General features: G+C 36.8%; 15 protein-coding genes. 6 read left to right on the top strand and 9 right to left on the bottom strand.

Annotated features, from left to right (window positions below; genetic code table 11):
- Positions 1 to 67 precede the first annotated feature (67 nt).
- Positions 68 to 601: a hypothetical protein gene (locus H1R81_RS03165; protein ID WP_181839220.1), complete on the top strand. Its 534-nt coding sequence runs from the start codon at positions 68 to 70 to the stop codon at positions 599 to 601.
- A gap of 471 nt (positions 602 to 1072) precedes the next feature.
- Positions 1073 to 1612, top strand: coding sequence for a hypothetical protein (locus H1R81_RS27285; protein ID WP_220275161.1), 540 nt, complete (start codon positions 1073 to 1075; stop codon positions 1610 to 1612).
- Between the two features lie 50 nt (positions 1613 to 1662).
- Here the strand turns inward: H1R81_RS27285 and H1R81_RS03155 are convergent, their stop codons facing one another.
- Positions 1663 to 1977 (bottom strand): helix-turn-helix domain-containing protein, encoded by a 315-nt coding sequence (locus tag H1R81_RS03155; RefSeq protein ID WP_181839219.1) that lies wholly within the window; start codon positions 1975 to 1977, stop codon positions 1663 to 1665.
- 96 nt (positions 1978 to 2073) lie between these two features.
- Between H1R81_RS03155 and H1R81_RS03150 the strand changes: the two genes are divergently transcribed.
- Positions 2074 to 3054: a ClpXP adapter SpxH family protein gene (locus tag H1R81_RS03150; protein WP_310588047.1), complete on the top strand. Its 981-nt coding sequence runs from the start codon at positions 2074 to 2076 to the stop codon at positions 3052 to 3054.
- A gap of 363 nt (positions 3055 to 3417) precedes the next feature.
- Here H1R81_RS03150 and H1R81_RS03145 read toward each other — a convergent pair whose 3' ends face one another.
- Entirely contained in the window at positions 3418 to 4416 is a 999-nt protein-coding gene (locus tag H1R81_RS03145) for a type IX secretion system membrane protein PorP/SprF (protein ID WP_181839218.1), read from the bottom strand.
- A 100-nt stretch (positions 4417 to 4516) separates the two neighbouring features.
- A complete protein-coding gene (locus tag H1R81_RS03140; protein WP_181839217.1) occupies positions 4517 to 4855 on the bottom strand; it encodes a zinc ribbon domain-containing protein YjdM in 339 nt (112 codons plus the stop codon).
- Between the two features lie 247 nt (positions 4856 to 5102).
- Between H1R81_RS03140 and H1R81_RS03135 the strand changes: the two genes are divergently transcribed.
- The gene (locus tag H1R81_RS03135) at positions 5103 to 5378 is read left to right on the top strand and encodes a hypothetical protein (RefSeq protein WP_181839216.1); all 276 of its coding nucleotides are present in this window, start codon (positions 5103 to 5105) and stop codon (positions 5376 to 5378) included.
- Between the two features lie 73 nt (positions 5379 to 5451).
- On the opposite strand, the gene H1R81_RS03130 is transcribed toward H1R81_RS03135, so the two are convergent.
- Together H1R81_RS03130 and H1R81_RS03125 are read right to left on the bottom strand one after the other, a co-directional pair.
- On the bottom strand, positions 5452 to 6666 hold the full coding sequence (locus H1R81_RS03130) for an MFS transporter (protein WP_220275160.1): 1215 nt from the start codon (positions 6664 to 6666) through the stop codon (positions 5452 to 5454).
- A 26-nt stretch (positions 6667 to 6692) separates the two neighbouring features.
- Positions 6693 to 7352, bottom strand: a complete 660-nt coding sequence (locus tag H1R81_RS03125; protein WP_220275159.1) for a FadR/GntR family transcriptional regulator — start codon at positions 7350 to 7352, stop codon at positions 6693 to 6695.
- 337 nt (positions 7353 to 7689) lie between these two features.
- On the opposite strand from H1R81_RS03125, the gene H1R81_RS03120 reads away from it, so the two are divergent.
- A complete protein-coding gene (locus H1R81_RS03120) occupies positions 7690 to 10119 on the top strand; it encodes a TonB-dependent receptor domain-containing protein (protein WP_181839215.1) in 2430 nt (809 codons plus the stop codon).
- 46 nt (positions 10120 to 10165) lie between these two features.
- Here H1R81_RS03120 and H1R81_RS03115 read toward each other — a convergent pair whose 3' ends face one another.
- From H1R81_RS03115 to H1R81_RS03100, 4 genes are all read right to left on the bottom strand, one after another.
- Complete coding sequence (locus H1R81_RS03115) at positions 10166 to 10576, bottom strand: GNAT family N-acetyltransferase (protein WP_310588054.1); 411 nt, start codon at positions 10574 to 10576, stop codon at positions 10166 to 10168.
- A gap of 168 nt (positions 10577 to 10744) precedes the next feature.
- Complete coding sequence (locus H1R81_RS03110; protein WP_181839214.1) at positions 10745 to 11659, bottom strand: hypothetical protein; 915 nt, start codon at positions 11657 to 11659, stop codon at positions 10745 to 10747.
- A gap of 157 nt (positions 11660 to 11816) precedes the next feature.
- Positions 11817 to 12209: a hypothetical protein gene (locus H1R81_RS03105; protein WP_181839213.1), complete on the bottom strand. Its 393-nt coding sequence runs from the start codon at positions 12207 to 12209 to the stop codon at positions 11817 to 11819.
- A 107-nt stretch (positions 12210 to 12316) separates the two neighbouring features.
- Positions 12317 to 13045: a carbon-nitrogen hydrolase family protein gene (locus H1R81_RS03100; protein WP_181839212.1), complete on the bottom strand. Its 729-nt coding sequence runs from the start codon at positions 13043 to 13045 to the stop codon at positions 12317 to 12319.
- Between the two features lie 190 nt (positions 13046 to 13235).
- Between H1R81_RS03100 and H1R81_RS03095 the strand changes: the two genes are divergently transcribed.
- Complete coding sequence (locus tag H1R81_RS03095) at positions 13236 to 15494, top strand: TonB-dependent receptor (RefSeq protein ID WP_181839211.1); 2259 nt, start codon at positions 13236 to 13238, stop codon at positions 15492 to 15494.
- The last annotated feature ends 53 nt before the right edge of the window (positions 15495 to 15547 follow it).

Raw genomic sequence — 15547 nt, 5'->3', positions numbered from 1 at the left:
TTTATGTTTGAAGCTAAAGTTAGGATATAAATAGTTAATATTGCTTTCCACCCGATATTTAAAAGCAATGAAGTTTGACATCTATTTATCATCACCCAATGTCGTAATAATTGACCCCTTGTTTATTAATAAGGAGGTGGTAGATTATTTTCTTGCTTTGCCAGATGAAGAGCAAATTACACCTGCTAAGGCAGAAAAAATCAATAAAGAATTGTTTCCCTATGGTGGTTATATTATCGGTTTTTACCGAATAAATGACTTTATTGAAGGTAAAAATGAAATAGATGTTTCCGAAATAATCAGAATTTTCAAGGAAGACTTTGAAGAGTATGATTTATCGGAAGAATGCTTATTTGGTGTGGATAGTGGCGAAATTCTGGTAATCGGGCTCGATTTTTTGAAGGTTTTTCTAGAGGAATATTCATCAAAATTCAACGATGATTTTTATTTAAAAGATTTATTAGACACCCTCAATTATCCTAAAAGTAAGTTCAGGTTAATTGAAGCATTTGATATTGATAATACATTTACTGAGTTTACAGGAGATGGAAGGTATTTAGTTACTGAGAATTTTATAACAACTATTAATTCTCTTTCTTAAAATATTAGTAGTTATCAATCAATTAATAAATGCTTCCTAAATCTCAAAAATAAGAATCATTGTTGCTCCCTTTTATATGCAGTAATAAAAAATATGCAAGGGGCTAGCTTTATTGTCAGCCTTTTTCGAGCAGGTCAGCTTTTGCACGGTTTTTACCCCTTATGACTTTCATTATACTATCCAGCAGTATGATTTTACCAAAGTCTTCTCCAAACACTTTGAAAACATAATTCTAAGTCAGAAATTTAAAAGATGTCTAGTCTTACAACTACTGGTCGTCCACAACTAGCCGTTCACACAACAAATACTATTATGGAAGAAGAGAAAACCAAAATCAATCTTGGGGGCAGATGAATCACTGATTACAGACCCGACTTTGCTCAACAAGACTACAATTATTGCCTATTAGGGGCAACCAACGAAACGCTCGCAGCGTTTTTCGGGGTATCTACTACTACCCTGAAAAAATGGATGAAGAAATATCCGGGTTTTAAGGAAGCTGTCAGGAGAGGAAAAGAACTGACTGATATGAAGGTAGCCGAAAGCCTGTACAAGAAAGCAATTGGCTATAATTATCTGCAAGTAACTTCGGAGTTTGTGAAAGCACCAGCTACCCAAACGAAACCGAAAAAGGTTACCGATACGGTGGGAACCTTTCTGAATGAGAAACCTTTGAAAGCACCAGCACCTCATACGGAACCGGAAAAGGTTACCAATCTGGTGGGAACCTTTTTGAATAAGGAGTCTGTCAGTGTACCAGTTACAGAAACGGAACTTGAAAAGGTTACCCATATGGTGGGAACCTTTTTGAATGAGCCCAGCGATGTTTTGAAGAAAATCAAAGTAACGACCAAAGAGGTAATACCTGACACCAGGGCTCAGATATTCTGGCTCAAAAACCGTCGACCTGATTTGTGGCGAGACAAACGAGAAGTGAAGGATATACCAGAAAGTAAAAAACAGGCGGTCATTACGATATTTGAATTACCCAATGACCACCGCAACGATTGAGATTATCGGGCCATAAGAGGGGTTTTGCAGGAGTAAGGCTTATGATTCAATTAATCCACCAATGCCTCCAATGTTAAAAAAACAGGAATCATTGTTTTGCCTTTTTCTGTCAGATAGTATTCGATGTGAAGCGGTTTTAGCTTAATGGTTACTTTTTCGAGTAAGCCCGCTTCTTCTAGTTCTTTTAGAGCTATTGCCAGTGTTTGCTTATTTGAACCTTCCAGTTGGCGTAATAAACTACTGAAACGCAATGGACCCACAACCGCCAAACGAAAGATTTCCGGCTTCCATTTCCCCGACAAAAGTTTTAATAATGTCTGTGCCGGGCAGGTTTCTGTATTTTCTTCAATCTTTTTAGTAGTCATGTTTTTTTGACTTATTGACTGTAAACTGAAGGTTTCTGACCTTTGTATAAACATATAAAATAATTCAATTGAAAATGGTTCAACCAATTCAGTTTCATGAACATTAAACCTTTAATATTTTTAGTAATTGCTGGTATTTTTAATTGCCAGGCACAAACCAAAAAACCAATGACAACCAATAATAATCCGCTATTGTGTGACCCTGAATCAGGTATTTGTGAGATTCCAGGCGCCGAGAATACTTCTAAAAAACAGCCAATCGCTCCTCAGAATAAGCCAGTGAAAATCATCTATTTCACAGACCCAATCTGTTCTTCTTGCTGGGGTATTGAACCTCAGTTGAGGAGACTAAAATTAGAATATGGCCACGATGTTGAGTTTGAGTACCATATGGGAGGGCTTCTACCTGATTGGTCTTATAATAGCGGGGGTATCAATAAGCCATCGGATGTAGCACACCATTGGGATGAGGTAAGCCTCCACTACAAAATGCCTATCAATGGCAATATATGGCTCGAAGACCCATTAGATTCATCCTATCCTCCATCTATTGCGTTTAAGGCGGCTCAATTGCAGAATGAAGAAAAGGCCGTTATTTTCCTGCGCAGCTTACGTGAAATGGTATTTTTACAGAAGAAAAACATAACCAGATGGGAAATAATAGCACAAGCCGCTATTAAAGCAGGTCTGGATGTAGTTCAATTAAAACAAGATTATGAGGGCAAAGCAAAAGAGCTTTTCCAGGCTGATTTAAGCCTGTCCAAAAAAATGGGTATCAGAGGCTTCCCATCTATTTTTGTAACCAATAGCACCGGTGGTTCAGAGTTTATTTATGGCACTAAACCATATCTGAATTATGAAAACGCTATCCAGAAAATTTGTCCGTCAGTTATCAAGAAGGCATATAAAAAAGATTGGCAGAGCTTGTTTGAAAAGTATCCTACCCTTACCTTAAGAGAATTTGTTGAGCTTAGCGAAATTTCCTTTCAGGAAGCAGAACAAACACTTGAAACACTGGTAGAAACAAATAAAATCAAAAAGCTTGTAACGAAAAATGGAGCACTCTGGATAAAATAGTATGATTTTTTCCTGTCAGGAAATTCCACTAAATTCCTGATGGGAAATTCATTCCTCCCTTAAAAAAGTGGTTCTTTAGGGGTTAAGAACTTTCTTGCATTCACCTTCACTATATTTCGTTATTCCCCTTGCCTCGGCCTCGCAAGAATTACCATAAGTTTTGTTATTACATCCAGACACTGGCTGATAGATGGCAGTACATATTCTTCCATCACTCGGTTTTTCCACACATTGCCCAAGTGAGTTTGCTTTTTTATTACAGCAAAAACAAGTAAGTAATAATGATAGAATAAGCATTGATTTTCCGGTTTTCATGATTTTTCTTTTTATTGAAATAAATAAAAATCCATGCCATTGCTCTTATTATTTCTTTTTAGGAGTTGTTTTGGGCTTATTTACAGGAGTTTTCGGTTGATTAGTCGTTTGCTTTACAGTATTATTTTTTAGTTGAGAATTATTCTTTACAGGTCGTGAGGCATGAATAACTCCCTTAGTTCTACTCTTAGTCAAAAAGAAATACCTGGCCCATATACTATGATACCTAAAATCGGTGGCATCTAAAGCATCTCTTTGATAACCAAACATAATTTCGGGCTTAGGTTTAATACCTACCCCAAATCTTTGAAGGCCTGTAGAGCTGAAATTAAAATTCTTTACACCTACAGCTCCATTTACATATATTAATTCTTTGTATCGGAAAGCTAAATCTGTAGCAAAGAACTGTCGTTGTCCGGCTGAACCATATTTTTTGGTTATATCAAGCTGGAGATAAGCCGCTGGAATAAATTTTATGTTCCAAGGTAAATAAAAAGTATATCCACCCTGCACAATCAACGCTTTATAAGGGCTTTGAGAAAAGTCTCCCTTATTAACGGAAGTCACTATATGCGGAAACGAAAGCCCTATGTAGTTCTCTTTATTTTTATTTTGCAAGGCTACGCCTGCGCCATATCTGAATACTTTTCCACCCATAAATTCTAATGGATTATATACACCTATATTTGCTCCGAAAGCTATATTGGTATGTCTATCAATGGGTATTTCATAGGCATAATCAAAGGATATTGAGTTACTCACTTGTTGTTGACCCCAGATATAAGCCCCAAAATGATGTGGGCTTTTGTCCGGGTGGTATGTACCTGAAGCTAAAAACTGGTAATTATTAAACCTATAGGAATCTTTTGGGTAATTGAGCGTATAACTTCCCGGAGAAAAAGATAGCAACGCATTATTGGCTGGAGCATTCACCAATAAGGCCGGATTAATGATTTGTTTGTCGAGATAACATTGTCTGAACTCTGCTATGGTCTGTGCGTGCGCAGCGCCAGCGGTAATCAGTAGTAAAATGATTAGTCGTTTCATTGGCTATTTACGTATATCAAGTCTGTGGTTATTATTACTAACAACACACAAGTCAATATATTGTTTTTAGACCATTAAAATTATATCTATATCAAATTACCTATGCTTTTCTTACAAATTCAGACTTCAAACTCATTGCGCCGAAGCCTTCGATTTTACAGTCAATATTATGATCTCCGACAGTCAGACGAATATTCTTAACTTTAGTGCCGGCTTTAACAGGTTTTGGTGCACCTTTTACGGGTAAATCTTTAATTACAACTATTGTATCTCCATCCTTTAACTCATTTCCATTAGAGTCGACTACCTTCAGGCTTACGTCTTCGACCTCCATTTCCTCAGGATTCCATTCATAAAAACATTCTGGACAAATCAATAAACCATCACTTGGATACACATATTCGCTTTTACATTTCGGACAAGGTGGAAATTCTGACATAAGGTTCTAATTAATAATTGAGGAAGATTTTTAACCTATCTTTATTTACACCCAAAGATACGATAATTTGTTTTATCAATGGGCTTTGTAATTGCACTTTGCTTTGTCACATAAGGCGTATATATGATACCATATTCACTTTTCGCCTGTTTTTCTTAACTCTGTATAACTTTTCCTTCCGTTTTCTTTATTACTTACTTTTTTGCTGGTACGTTTTTTTAAGTATTCATAATAAAATAATATAATTATGAAAACAACACAATTATCAGCCTTTTCACCTGGTCTTATATATAATTTCAGGTTTCTTAACTTTTTTCTGAATCCTGGTGATGGTACTTCTTATAACGGTGGAGATATTGATGATGAAGATGTATTAGAAGATGAAAATTTAGAAGATGAAGAATTGCCTGATGAAGCTCCTACTCCTACTGTAGATGATTTTAGTTATGCAAATGAAGACAAAAAGACTCCTCCTGAAAGAGAAGAAAGTAATTTCGAGCCGAACAATATTGATGAAAAATAATAGTTTATGAAAGACGTGTTATACAGTTACGCTCCCGGAAGCAACATAGGCAGTGTATCAATGGCTAACAGATTTACTTTTTCTTCTTCTCAACATCAGGTAAGAAGCCTGTAAGAACACCTATAAGTGGCAGATAAGAGCATACATCAAACATATAGCCGATGGTTGTATGGTCAGCCAATGTACCTAAAAGTGCGGAGCCAAGCCCTCCCATTCCGAAGGCTAATCCAAAGAATAAACCAGAAATCATACCTACTTTGCCGGGCATTAGTTCTTGTGCATAAACAAGAATAGCCGAAAATGCTGATGATATTAGTAACCCGATACATGCTGCCAGAATGGGAGTAAAAAGCTGACTGGCATAAGGTAATAATAAGGTAAACGGGGCAGCCCCCAAAATAGAAACCCAGATTATATATTTGCGGCCAAATTTATCACCTAAAGGTCCCCCTGCGAAGGTTCCTATGGCAATTGCTGCCAGAAAGATAAATAGCTGAATCTGTGCATCTTTTACGCTCAGTTTAAACTTATCCATCAGATAAAAAGTATAATAACTTGTCATACCTGCCATGTAGAAAAACTTTGAGAACATTAACAGGATTAAAATAAACATAGAGATAATTATCCGGTTTTTGCTCAAACTCAGGCTTGTTTCGTGCACTGCTCTGGCTACTTTAGGCAAAGCCACCGTTTTATACCAACTACCGATATTATACAATAATATAATACCGATTAAGGCAGCAATACCAAACCACAACACACTGTGTTGCCCATAAGGCACCACAATTAAGGCAGCTAATAAAGGGCCTAAAGCACTACCTGCATTACCACCCAGCTGGAAAATTGACTGAGCCAGGCCACGTTTACCACCCGATGCCAGATAGGCCACACGAGAAGAATCAGGATGAAAAATAGATGAACCTACACCAATCAGGCTTACTGATAAAAGAATCCAGTAAAAATCAGAGGCAAAGGCCAGATTGAATAGGCCAACCAACGAAATAGTCATACCAATAGCTAATGAAAACGGCTTAGGGTAACGGTCTGTATATAACCCTACAAAGGGTTGAAGAATAGAGGCTGTCAGCTGATAAGCTAAGGTAACCAGGCCTATTTGTGAAAAATCGAGATGGAAACTTTCTTTTATTAACGGATAGATAGCCGGAATAACGGCCTGAATCATATCATTGAGTAAATGGGCAAAGCTGATTGAATATAATATCGAATAGACCGTCTGCTGTATAACCCCGGGTTGTGGAGTAGTAGTTGACTTTGTTACATTCATCATATCATCTGATGATTTATAGTAAAAAATTAATGTCTTAAAATTAAAGTGGCATAATGTAAGGCTTTCTCAGCATTACGATCTTTAATACTTTGAAACAGGGAAGTATGCAAATCGTTAGTCTGGACAAATGCTTTGGTATCAGCGTGTATCTGCAAAAACCAGCTTTTGAGGTGCGTTGAAAATGCCTGATACATATCTGCCAGAATCTCATTGCCTGATGCCTTGGCAATACTGACATGAAAATTAATATCTGCTGTTATGCAATCTTCCAATAATCCGGCTCCTGAAGTTTGAATCCGCTGATCCAGAAACATTTCTATCTGAGCTAATTGCTGCACATTGCGATTTTCGGCAGCTTTTTGTGCAATCTTAATTTCTAACATTTGCCTCACCTCATCAATATCTTTGGCATGAGCCCTTTTTAATCTTTGATTTAAAGTTTCATTGCCTGATGAATACTCTTCAATGAAAGTCCCAACACCCTGTTGAACACGCAATAATCCTGAGTTTGCAAGCATTCGCACTGCTTCACGAATAGTTGAACGCCCCACACCAAATTGCTTCATCAGTTCAGGTTCTGTTGGTAGTTTCTGATTTACTACATAATGACCTGCCTGAATATAGATACTGATCTGGTTAGCTACCTCTTCAGCTAATGAGCGTTTATGTATAGGTTTATTCATCATATCATCTGATGACAAAAATAGAATTGGATATTCAAACCTGCAAACATTTCTAAAAAAAATATTTGATACTACTTCCTGATTTTCTTCGCAACCACTGCTATTTAATTCGTAGAATGATAAGATTTAGAAGATTAAATTAATGCCTGATTTTATTGTTGCTACTGCGTTTTCAACTCGTCTATTTCAGTATAAAAATCGCATTAAGAAATATTTCAACAGTTTCGGATCAGTTTTAATCCTCTATAGTCTGCTTTTCATCAATTAAAGTTCACAGATTATCAAGTCTCATAAAAACAGTTTCGGCAACGACATAAATTCATCAAAAAATTCGAGACTGATGAAAACGCTATTACTATTATTAACTGTTTTATTCTCATTTAATGCTACCGGACAAATTATTGGTAAGGTAACCTCGACTAATGGAGAAGCTGTTCCATATGCAAATGTAGTCTTATTCACTGTCAAAGATTCAGTTGCTATTACAGGAACAACTACTAATGAAAATGGAGAATTTAAGGTAAATACTGACGTAGATGGTGAGTTTTTCTTGCGTATCAGTAGTATAGGTTATCAAAGTTACCAGTCTGAAAGCTTTGTTTATACTAATTCCCCTATCCAACTATCTACCGTTAATATTGCAGAGGAAAACCATGAACTGAAAGAAGTAAAAATTTCAGCCAGGAGAGAGTTTATTCAAACCACTCCTATAGGCAAAGTTATCAATGTCCAAAGTAGTCTGATGGCCAAAGGAAGTAATGCTTTGCAGGTATTAGAACGGTTACCAGGAATTATATCTGACAGACGCAACAACCAGTTTAGCCTGAACGGGCAAAGCGGAATAACTATCCTTTTTAATGGAAGAAGAGTACCGATGTCAATGGAAGAGTTATTCAATTTATTAGAAAGCACCGTAGCAGATAATATTGAAAAAATTGAATTAATCACATCCCCCACTGCTCAATATGATGCTGATGGAGGCGCAGGCATCATCAATATTATTTTTAAGAAAAATGACAATGAAGGTACAAAACTCAATCTATCGGCTACAGCCGGGTTTGGCTACAGGGAGAAAGCATCAACTGCTGTCAGTTTATCTCATGGGTTTAAGAAGGCAAATGTCAATTTAGCATATTCATTCGGCCATAGCCATGATTATTCAGGTTATAGAGGTCAAGGCACTTCTTATTACCCATTTATAGGTGGTTTTAACAGCACTATTTTTGGTGGCTTAACGGACCGCACTCAGCAGATGCATAATCTGAATGTAGCTGCTGAATACAACCCTTCTCCTAAAACCTCAATTGGCGGAGAAATTTCATTGGTTTCGAGCCGGATGCATAACCTTGTAGAAATTATCGGTGACCGTATTATGCCCGATGGTAGTTTTTTAGGCTCGAAAGGACTCTCTGATGGAACTACAGGTAGACAAAATTTCATTTCATCGGGGTACTTTCAACACAATTTTTCTTCGAAATCTCAACTAAACCTTGACTTAAGTTATATAGACTACGCTAACAGTAGTCCGACTCTGGTTACTTACCAATATTTTGACAAAGATAGAAACGAGATTCCTCCGACCAATCCTATATTCAATTATGGTAATCGGGGGCAAAGTCAGTCCAGGATTAATGTAGCCGTTTTTAAGGCAGATTATACCCGGCAAGTTAATCCTGATGTGAAAATTGAAACTGGTATAAAAGGCAGTTATACACTTAACTCAAACAATAGTAATATTGAACGAAAAGTTAGTGATTTATGGGAAATTGACCCTCGAACACAAAGTAATATCAATGGAAATGAAAAAATACTTGCTGCCTATTCACAATTGCGTTTCGTTTTCAACTCTAAATCAATCTTTCATGCGGGGTTACGTTATGAATACTGGCAAAGAGATATTAATATTTACAAAAATGGATTCACAATCTCTAAGTTTTTTCCTTCATTGCTCTATACCTATACGCTTAATACTCACACGAATCTGAATTTTAGCTATGGTCGCCGAATTACACGCCCTGCTTATAACGACTTAATATCTAATCTTTTTTATAATGATGCTACCTTTATTTTTTCCGGCAATCCGCTATTGAAACCAACTATTACAGATGCGTTAAAAGCTGAGTTTAACAAAAACGGATTTAACATCGGTTTATCTTTTCAGTATGACCTGCATCCGATTCTTCGTTATCAGATCACTGCAAACCCTCAAAATGATATTGGGGTTTCATCACCACAGAATCTCGACTATCAGAAAAGTATTAATTTATTTATCAATGCTCCATTTCAGATTACTTCCTGGTGGAAATTCAGCATTAGCAGTACTACCGCAATACGAAGATATAAAATATCCTATAGCCTTAATCCGGCTGAGAAAACTTACCTTTTTCAGAATCTGAATTTTACTCAGCGTTTATCATTACCTGAAAACTTTGAAATAGAATTATCTGGCTGGCAGAACCTACCATTTTTTGAAGGAGCAAACCGACTGAAAGGTTTCGGTGTAGTCAATTTAAGCATTGCCAAAAAACTTAAAAATGATAAAGGAAGTTTTCAGTTGTCATTGCCTGACCTTTTCCAGACCTCTTCTATTTATACTCATATCGGAAGTATGACACCCATTGCTTTCAATATCAGAAGTGAGTCAAATTATAAAGATGAATCAGCTTTTTATAGAGTAATAAAACTTACTTACTCGAGAAGTTTTGGAAAAAACACCAAGAATATAAACAGAACCAACGGAGAAGAAGAACTTGAAAGGGTAAAAAAGTAAGTACATTAACTCGCTTAAGAATCGAATATTCAGGTAGATTTTGTTATTAATAAATAAGTGTTTTTTCCATCTTATAATTATTCAATTCAACACCATGCTTTATTAATGTTCGTTCGCTTAATACACAGAAACCCATTGTTTCAAAGAATGGCCTGGCGGTTTTACTTACATCAGATGTCAGCTTTGTCTGGTTTTGCTGCCTTGCCTCTGATTCTATGACATTATATAATTCATAAGCAATACCATGCCGCTGGTAGTCTTTATGAATATATAAAAAATCAAGGTAAGTACCTTTATCTAAAGTACAAAAACCTGCAATAGTATTATTTATTTCGGCCACTAATACATATTGTTGTGCCAGCCTTGATTGCCAGCGTGACACATTCTCTACTCCAGATGCCCAAACCTTTAATTGTTCATCGGTATAATCGTGCCTTACAGATAGTAAATATAGTATCTATGAATAATTCTTGCAGTTTTAGTAAATCGCTGGGTTGTCCTTTCCTGATAGTAATAATTTGTACCATAACTGCTTATCAATAAAATTAATCTCATCTATAAAATCAGATGCTGCCTGATAATTAACAGGCAGCATCTGATTTAAAATTTAAATTGACACTTAGTTTTATACACCTCTGTCTAACCAGTGTACGATGTTCAGCAGAAATTGTGCATTCTGTCTTGCAACCGGATGGTTCATACCTGCTTTAACTTTCAATGGTCCTGATAATTGTGCTGAAAACATAGCTGCCTCACCCATCACAACTAACCGACCTTTACCATAATCCATAAATGCTCCGTTAACGAAGCTCTGTCCTGATATACGAGGGGTAGTTTCGTTAAACCCCCAGGCAACACTGGGCATTAATATTTCATACTCATCATTCAGGCGTGTAAGTACTGTGGCTTCTTTTGGCGCAATAAATGCCTGCCCGGTAAAAACCATTAATGAATCAATCTTTTCTTCTTTTGTTCTTCCTCTGGTAATGATGTTCTGATTGAGATTATTTCTCTGGTATGAAAAAACCTCCGGCTTTTTGTCTCTTCTAATGGCAAAACCATCAATAAAATTAAATCCAAAAGCCAATGAAAGTTGAGCAGAACAACCTGCAAATGGCATATGGTCAGCAATCAACATCAGGCTTCCCCCTTCTTGCACCCATTGCTTCAGTGCATTTATCTCACTTTCTTTAAAAGCTGATTTTGCTGGCAATTTCCATTCAGCGCTGCTATCTGGCATAGCATTGGCAATAACTAAAATTTTAATATTTGACAAGTATTCTAAGGTAAACCTTTCATTGCCGGACTTTAACACGTATCCATCTTTTTTGAGTAATTGACCAAAGGGAGCATATCTACCTGCCAGCGTATGGAAATTATAATGGGCTTCGTCTAATACAATGGTCGAACCTTTACCGGTTTCATACATCGTTTTTTTTATCGGATAACTAAAGTCCATATCGGCCACTTGCTGGGCTTGTAGAAGGGAGACAGAACTAAAAAAAACAATAAGAAAACCAAGTAAAGTACATTGTTTCATATTTAAAAGTGTTTAGGGTTGCTAATTAATTCTGGTTCAATATATACTTTACCTGACAATTTATAGTACATCATGTACCATTATTTTTTTCTGGCTTTCTTAATAATATAAGAAGATTCAGCTTCTTTTTAAAGTGGTTGACCATATAAATAAATGCCTATTTTCTTGCTTTCATGACACTTCTGAGTCCATTACTATCAGAATAGTCAATATCTAATTCATTGCCATTAATAAACCCTATCTTTTTATCATCCTGATAAAGATCTGTCTGGTCTCCTGATTTTTTGAGTTCAAATATTCCTTCCTGTGTATCTACATTCCCACCACTGCTGAGTTTGATAATATAAGAGGAAGTTTTCTTATCTATAGAAGTAAGTTCTATACTTATAGATTTTCCACCTGAAGGCATATTAACATTCGTAACACCATCTCCGACCAGATAAACCTGATAAACACCTTTGACCTTAGCCGATAAGTCAGGGCCGATTGCATCTATTACGCTACATGAGAAAAGTACAAAAGTTAAAAATAAAACACATAGTTTTTTCATGAGAAAGTCCTGGACATTTGAATTTATAATTTTGAAATATAGTAATATCTTCACTCTTAAAACAAGTAAGAAGGGGTTAAAATTGTGTATAATACGATTTTTCAGTTTTAGCGATAGGCGGATATGCACTCTTTGCTTGCCAGATCAAACACTAAAACCCCTTCTCTGACGCTGTCCAAACTGGCAATTATATTGCCGCTTTTATCCCAGACTGAACTACCACCAACACTTTGGAAATTATCGCAATACCCTACACAGTTTACCATCAGCACAGGCATCTGGTATTGTGCTGCAATAATCGGATAATGCAAATAAGCCTTGTTTATTCCTTTTTCAGGTTTAGCAACACTGGCCAGATAAATCTTTGCGCCAAGCGTGTGAGCATTTTTCGCATGGCTAATCTGTAAAGACTCATAACATATAGCCGGCGCAAGTTTTAGTGTATCAGGCCAAAGAAGAATTTGTTGGTTACTTTCAACAAAATAAGGTAGCTCATCAGTATGTAACTGTTGTTTGGCGTAAACCAACTGAGGCTTATTGGCCTGAAAAATCAGCATTGTAATTTCTATTCCGGCTAAGTTTCTTATTGGAATACCCACACCAATAGATATATTGTGAGCATCGGCCATTTGCTGAAAAACACTCAAACGCTTATCTTCAAGTTTGGTAGCTAATGCCCCTGCTAATTTGGGCTCATAACCAGTCAGAGATAATTCAGGAAAAAATATTGCTTTGGCGTTTTTCTCTAATGCTAAGTGAATGAATTGCAGGTGATTGGTAATGTTTACCTCAATATTACCTTTTACAGCTTTTGCTTGTGCAAGACAGATTTTCATATTGTGCCCTAACCCCTAAAGGGCATTTACTTTGATTATGACTTTCAAATCGTTCAATTATCAATCGAAAGTAAACTTTATTATATTTAAAATCAAGTATTAACTTTAATCATCAATAGTCATTCTTCTTACGGGAAGAGTATAGTATTTTTGCAGACAGGTATCATCAACACTCCTTAACAAACCACTCATGACTTTACTGAAAAGGTTATTTTTTATACACCTTCTTACCATTTCTACTGTTTTTGGCCACTTGGGAACAATTGTTGGCAAAATTACTGATAGTCAGACCAACCTGCCTATTCGTGGTGCAAATATTATATTAACAGGGTTGAATCGTGGAGCGATTTCTGATGAAGCAGGCTATTTTCAGATAAGTAACTTATCACCAGCGCCCTATACCATAGAGGTATCGTTTATGGGTTATCTTTCACAAACACAAATTGTGGTAGTTAAAGCCGATGAAGCCTCTATCATCAACTTTACACTTTCGAGTACCGAGGTATCTTTAGACGAAATAAAGGTATCGGCCATTAATCCGCAACATCAGCAGGTAATTTCAAGCCTGGATATTAAACTTCGTACTATTAATAATTCGCAGGAAATACTCCGCATCATTCCGGGTGTTGTTATCGGCCAACATGCAGGGGGTGGCAAAGCCGAACAGATTTTTTTGCGTGGCTTTGATATTGACCACGGCACGGATATCCGTCTCACGGTTGATGGAATGCCCATTAATATGGTTTCTCATGCGCATGGACAAGGTTATGCCGATGCCCATTTTATTATTCCTGAATTGATTGATGGGGTTGAATTCAAGAAAGGGATGTATGACTCTGATAAAGGTAATTTCAGCACGGCAGGTTGGGTGAATTTCAGAACAAAATCTGTGTTAGAGCAGAATTTTTTAAAGGCAGAAGCCGGACAATTCAAAACTTATAGATTAGTTGGCGGATTTAATCTTTTAAATAAAAAAACGCAGAACAATAACCAAAATGCTTACGTTGCCGGAGAATATAATTATTCTGATGCTTATTTTGATGCACCTCAACATTTTAAGCGTCTGAATCTGGTAGGTAAATATCATGGACATATAAGCCCTAACACAAATCTTTCTTTTACTACTTCTACTTTCAGGAGCCAGTGGAACGCCTCCGGACAAATTCCTGATAGGGCAGTTGAGAGCGGATTGATTGGTTTCTTTGGAGCCATAGACCCCAATGAAGGCGGAGAAACCAGCAGAACAAACCTGAATGCAGAGTTCGTAACCCTTACCCTACGTAATCATGTCTGGAAAAATCAGTTTTTCTATGCCAACTATAATTTTGAGTTATATTCTAATTTTACTTTCTTTTTAGAAGACCCCCTGAATGGCGACCAGATCCGGCAAAAAGAAGCCCGTAATCTTTGGGGCTACAATAGCAATTACTCTATTGCACACGGAATCGGGCAGAAACAGTCTACTTTTAATATTGGCGTAAATTATCGACACGATTTAACCAATGATTCAGAGTTATCGCACACCAAAAACCGTACGGAACTTCTGAAAGCTATTAAACTGGGGGATATTAATGAGGCTAATTTTGGGCTATATGCAGATGAAAGCGTTCAGATAAGCAAAAGACTATCCGCTACTATTGGGGTTCGTTTTGATTATTTTCATAACCAATACATTGACCATTTGCAAGCCAATACTAAAAGTAAAACCTGTGCCTCTATCCTATCACCTAAATTGAATCTGTATTACACGCAAAATAGCCGACTTCAATTTTATCTGAATCTGGGTAAAGGTTTTCACTCTAACGATACCCGTGTAGTAGTAGAGAAGAATGGATTGGATATTTTACCTCCGGCTTATGGTTCAGATTTTGGTACTACCTGGAAACCATTCCCAAAACTACTTATTAACGCAGCCTATTGGTATTTATGGTTACAGCAAGAATTTGTGTATGTTGGCGATGCAGGTGTAATAGAACCATCAGGACAATCGGTTAGAAGTGGGTTTGATGTATCGGTGCGTTATCAACTGACAAAAAATTTATTTGCCGATTTTGATGCCAACTGGGCGAAACCTCGTGCTGTTGGGGAAGCTGAAGGCAAAAACCTCTTACCTCTGGCAGTGAAATTCACGAGTATTGGGGGTATTACGCTCAAAAATAAACATGGTCTTAGCGGAAGCCTCCGCTACCGTTATGTGGGAGACCGACCTGCCAATGAAGATGGTAGTATAGTAGCTAAGGGGTATTTTGTAACAGATGCTTTATTTAGCTATACGAAGAGTCGTTATACATTAGGTTTGAATGTCCAGAACTTATTTAATGCCTGTTGGAAAGAAACTCAGTTTGCTACAGAGAGCCGCCTGCAAAATGAAAACGAGCCAGTAGAAGAAATTCACTTTACACCTGGTACACCGTTCAATGCAAAGGTATTTTTTCAGGTGATTTTCTAAGAACAGCCATCACTCATTCCAGTTTATAAATGAACGGCTTCTTTGTTATTTTA

Source organism: Emticicia sp. BO119, from assembly GCF_013912375.1.
GTDB lineage: Bacteria > Bacteroidota > Bacteroidia > Cytophagales > Spirosomataceae > Emticicia.
Note: the sequence above shows the minus strand (reverse complement) of the source record. Positions and strands in the feature narration are given on the sequence as shown.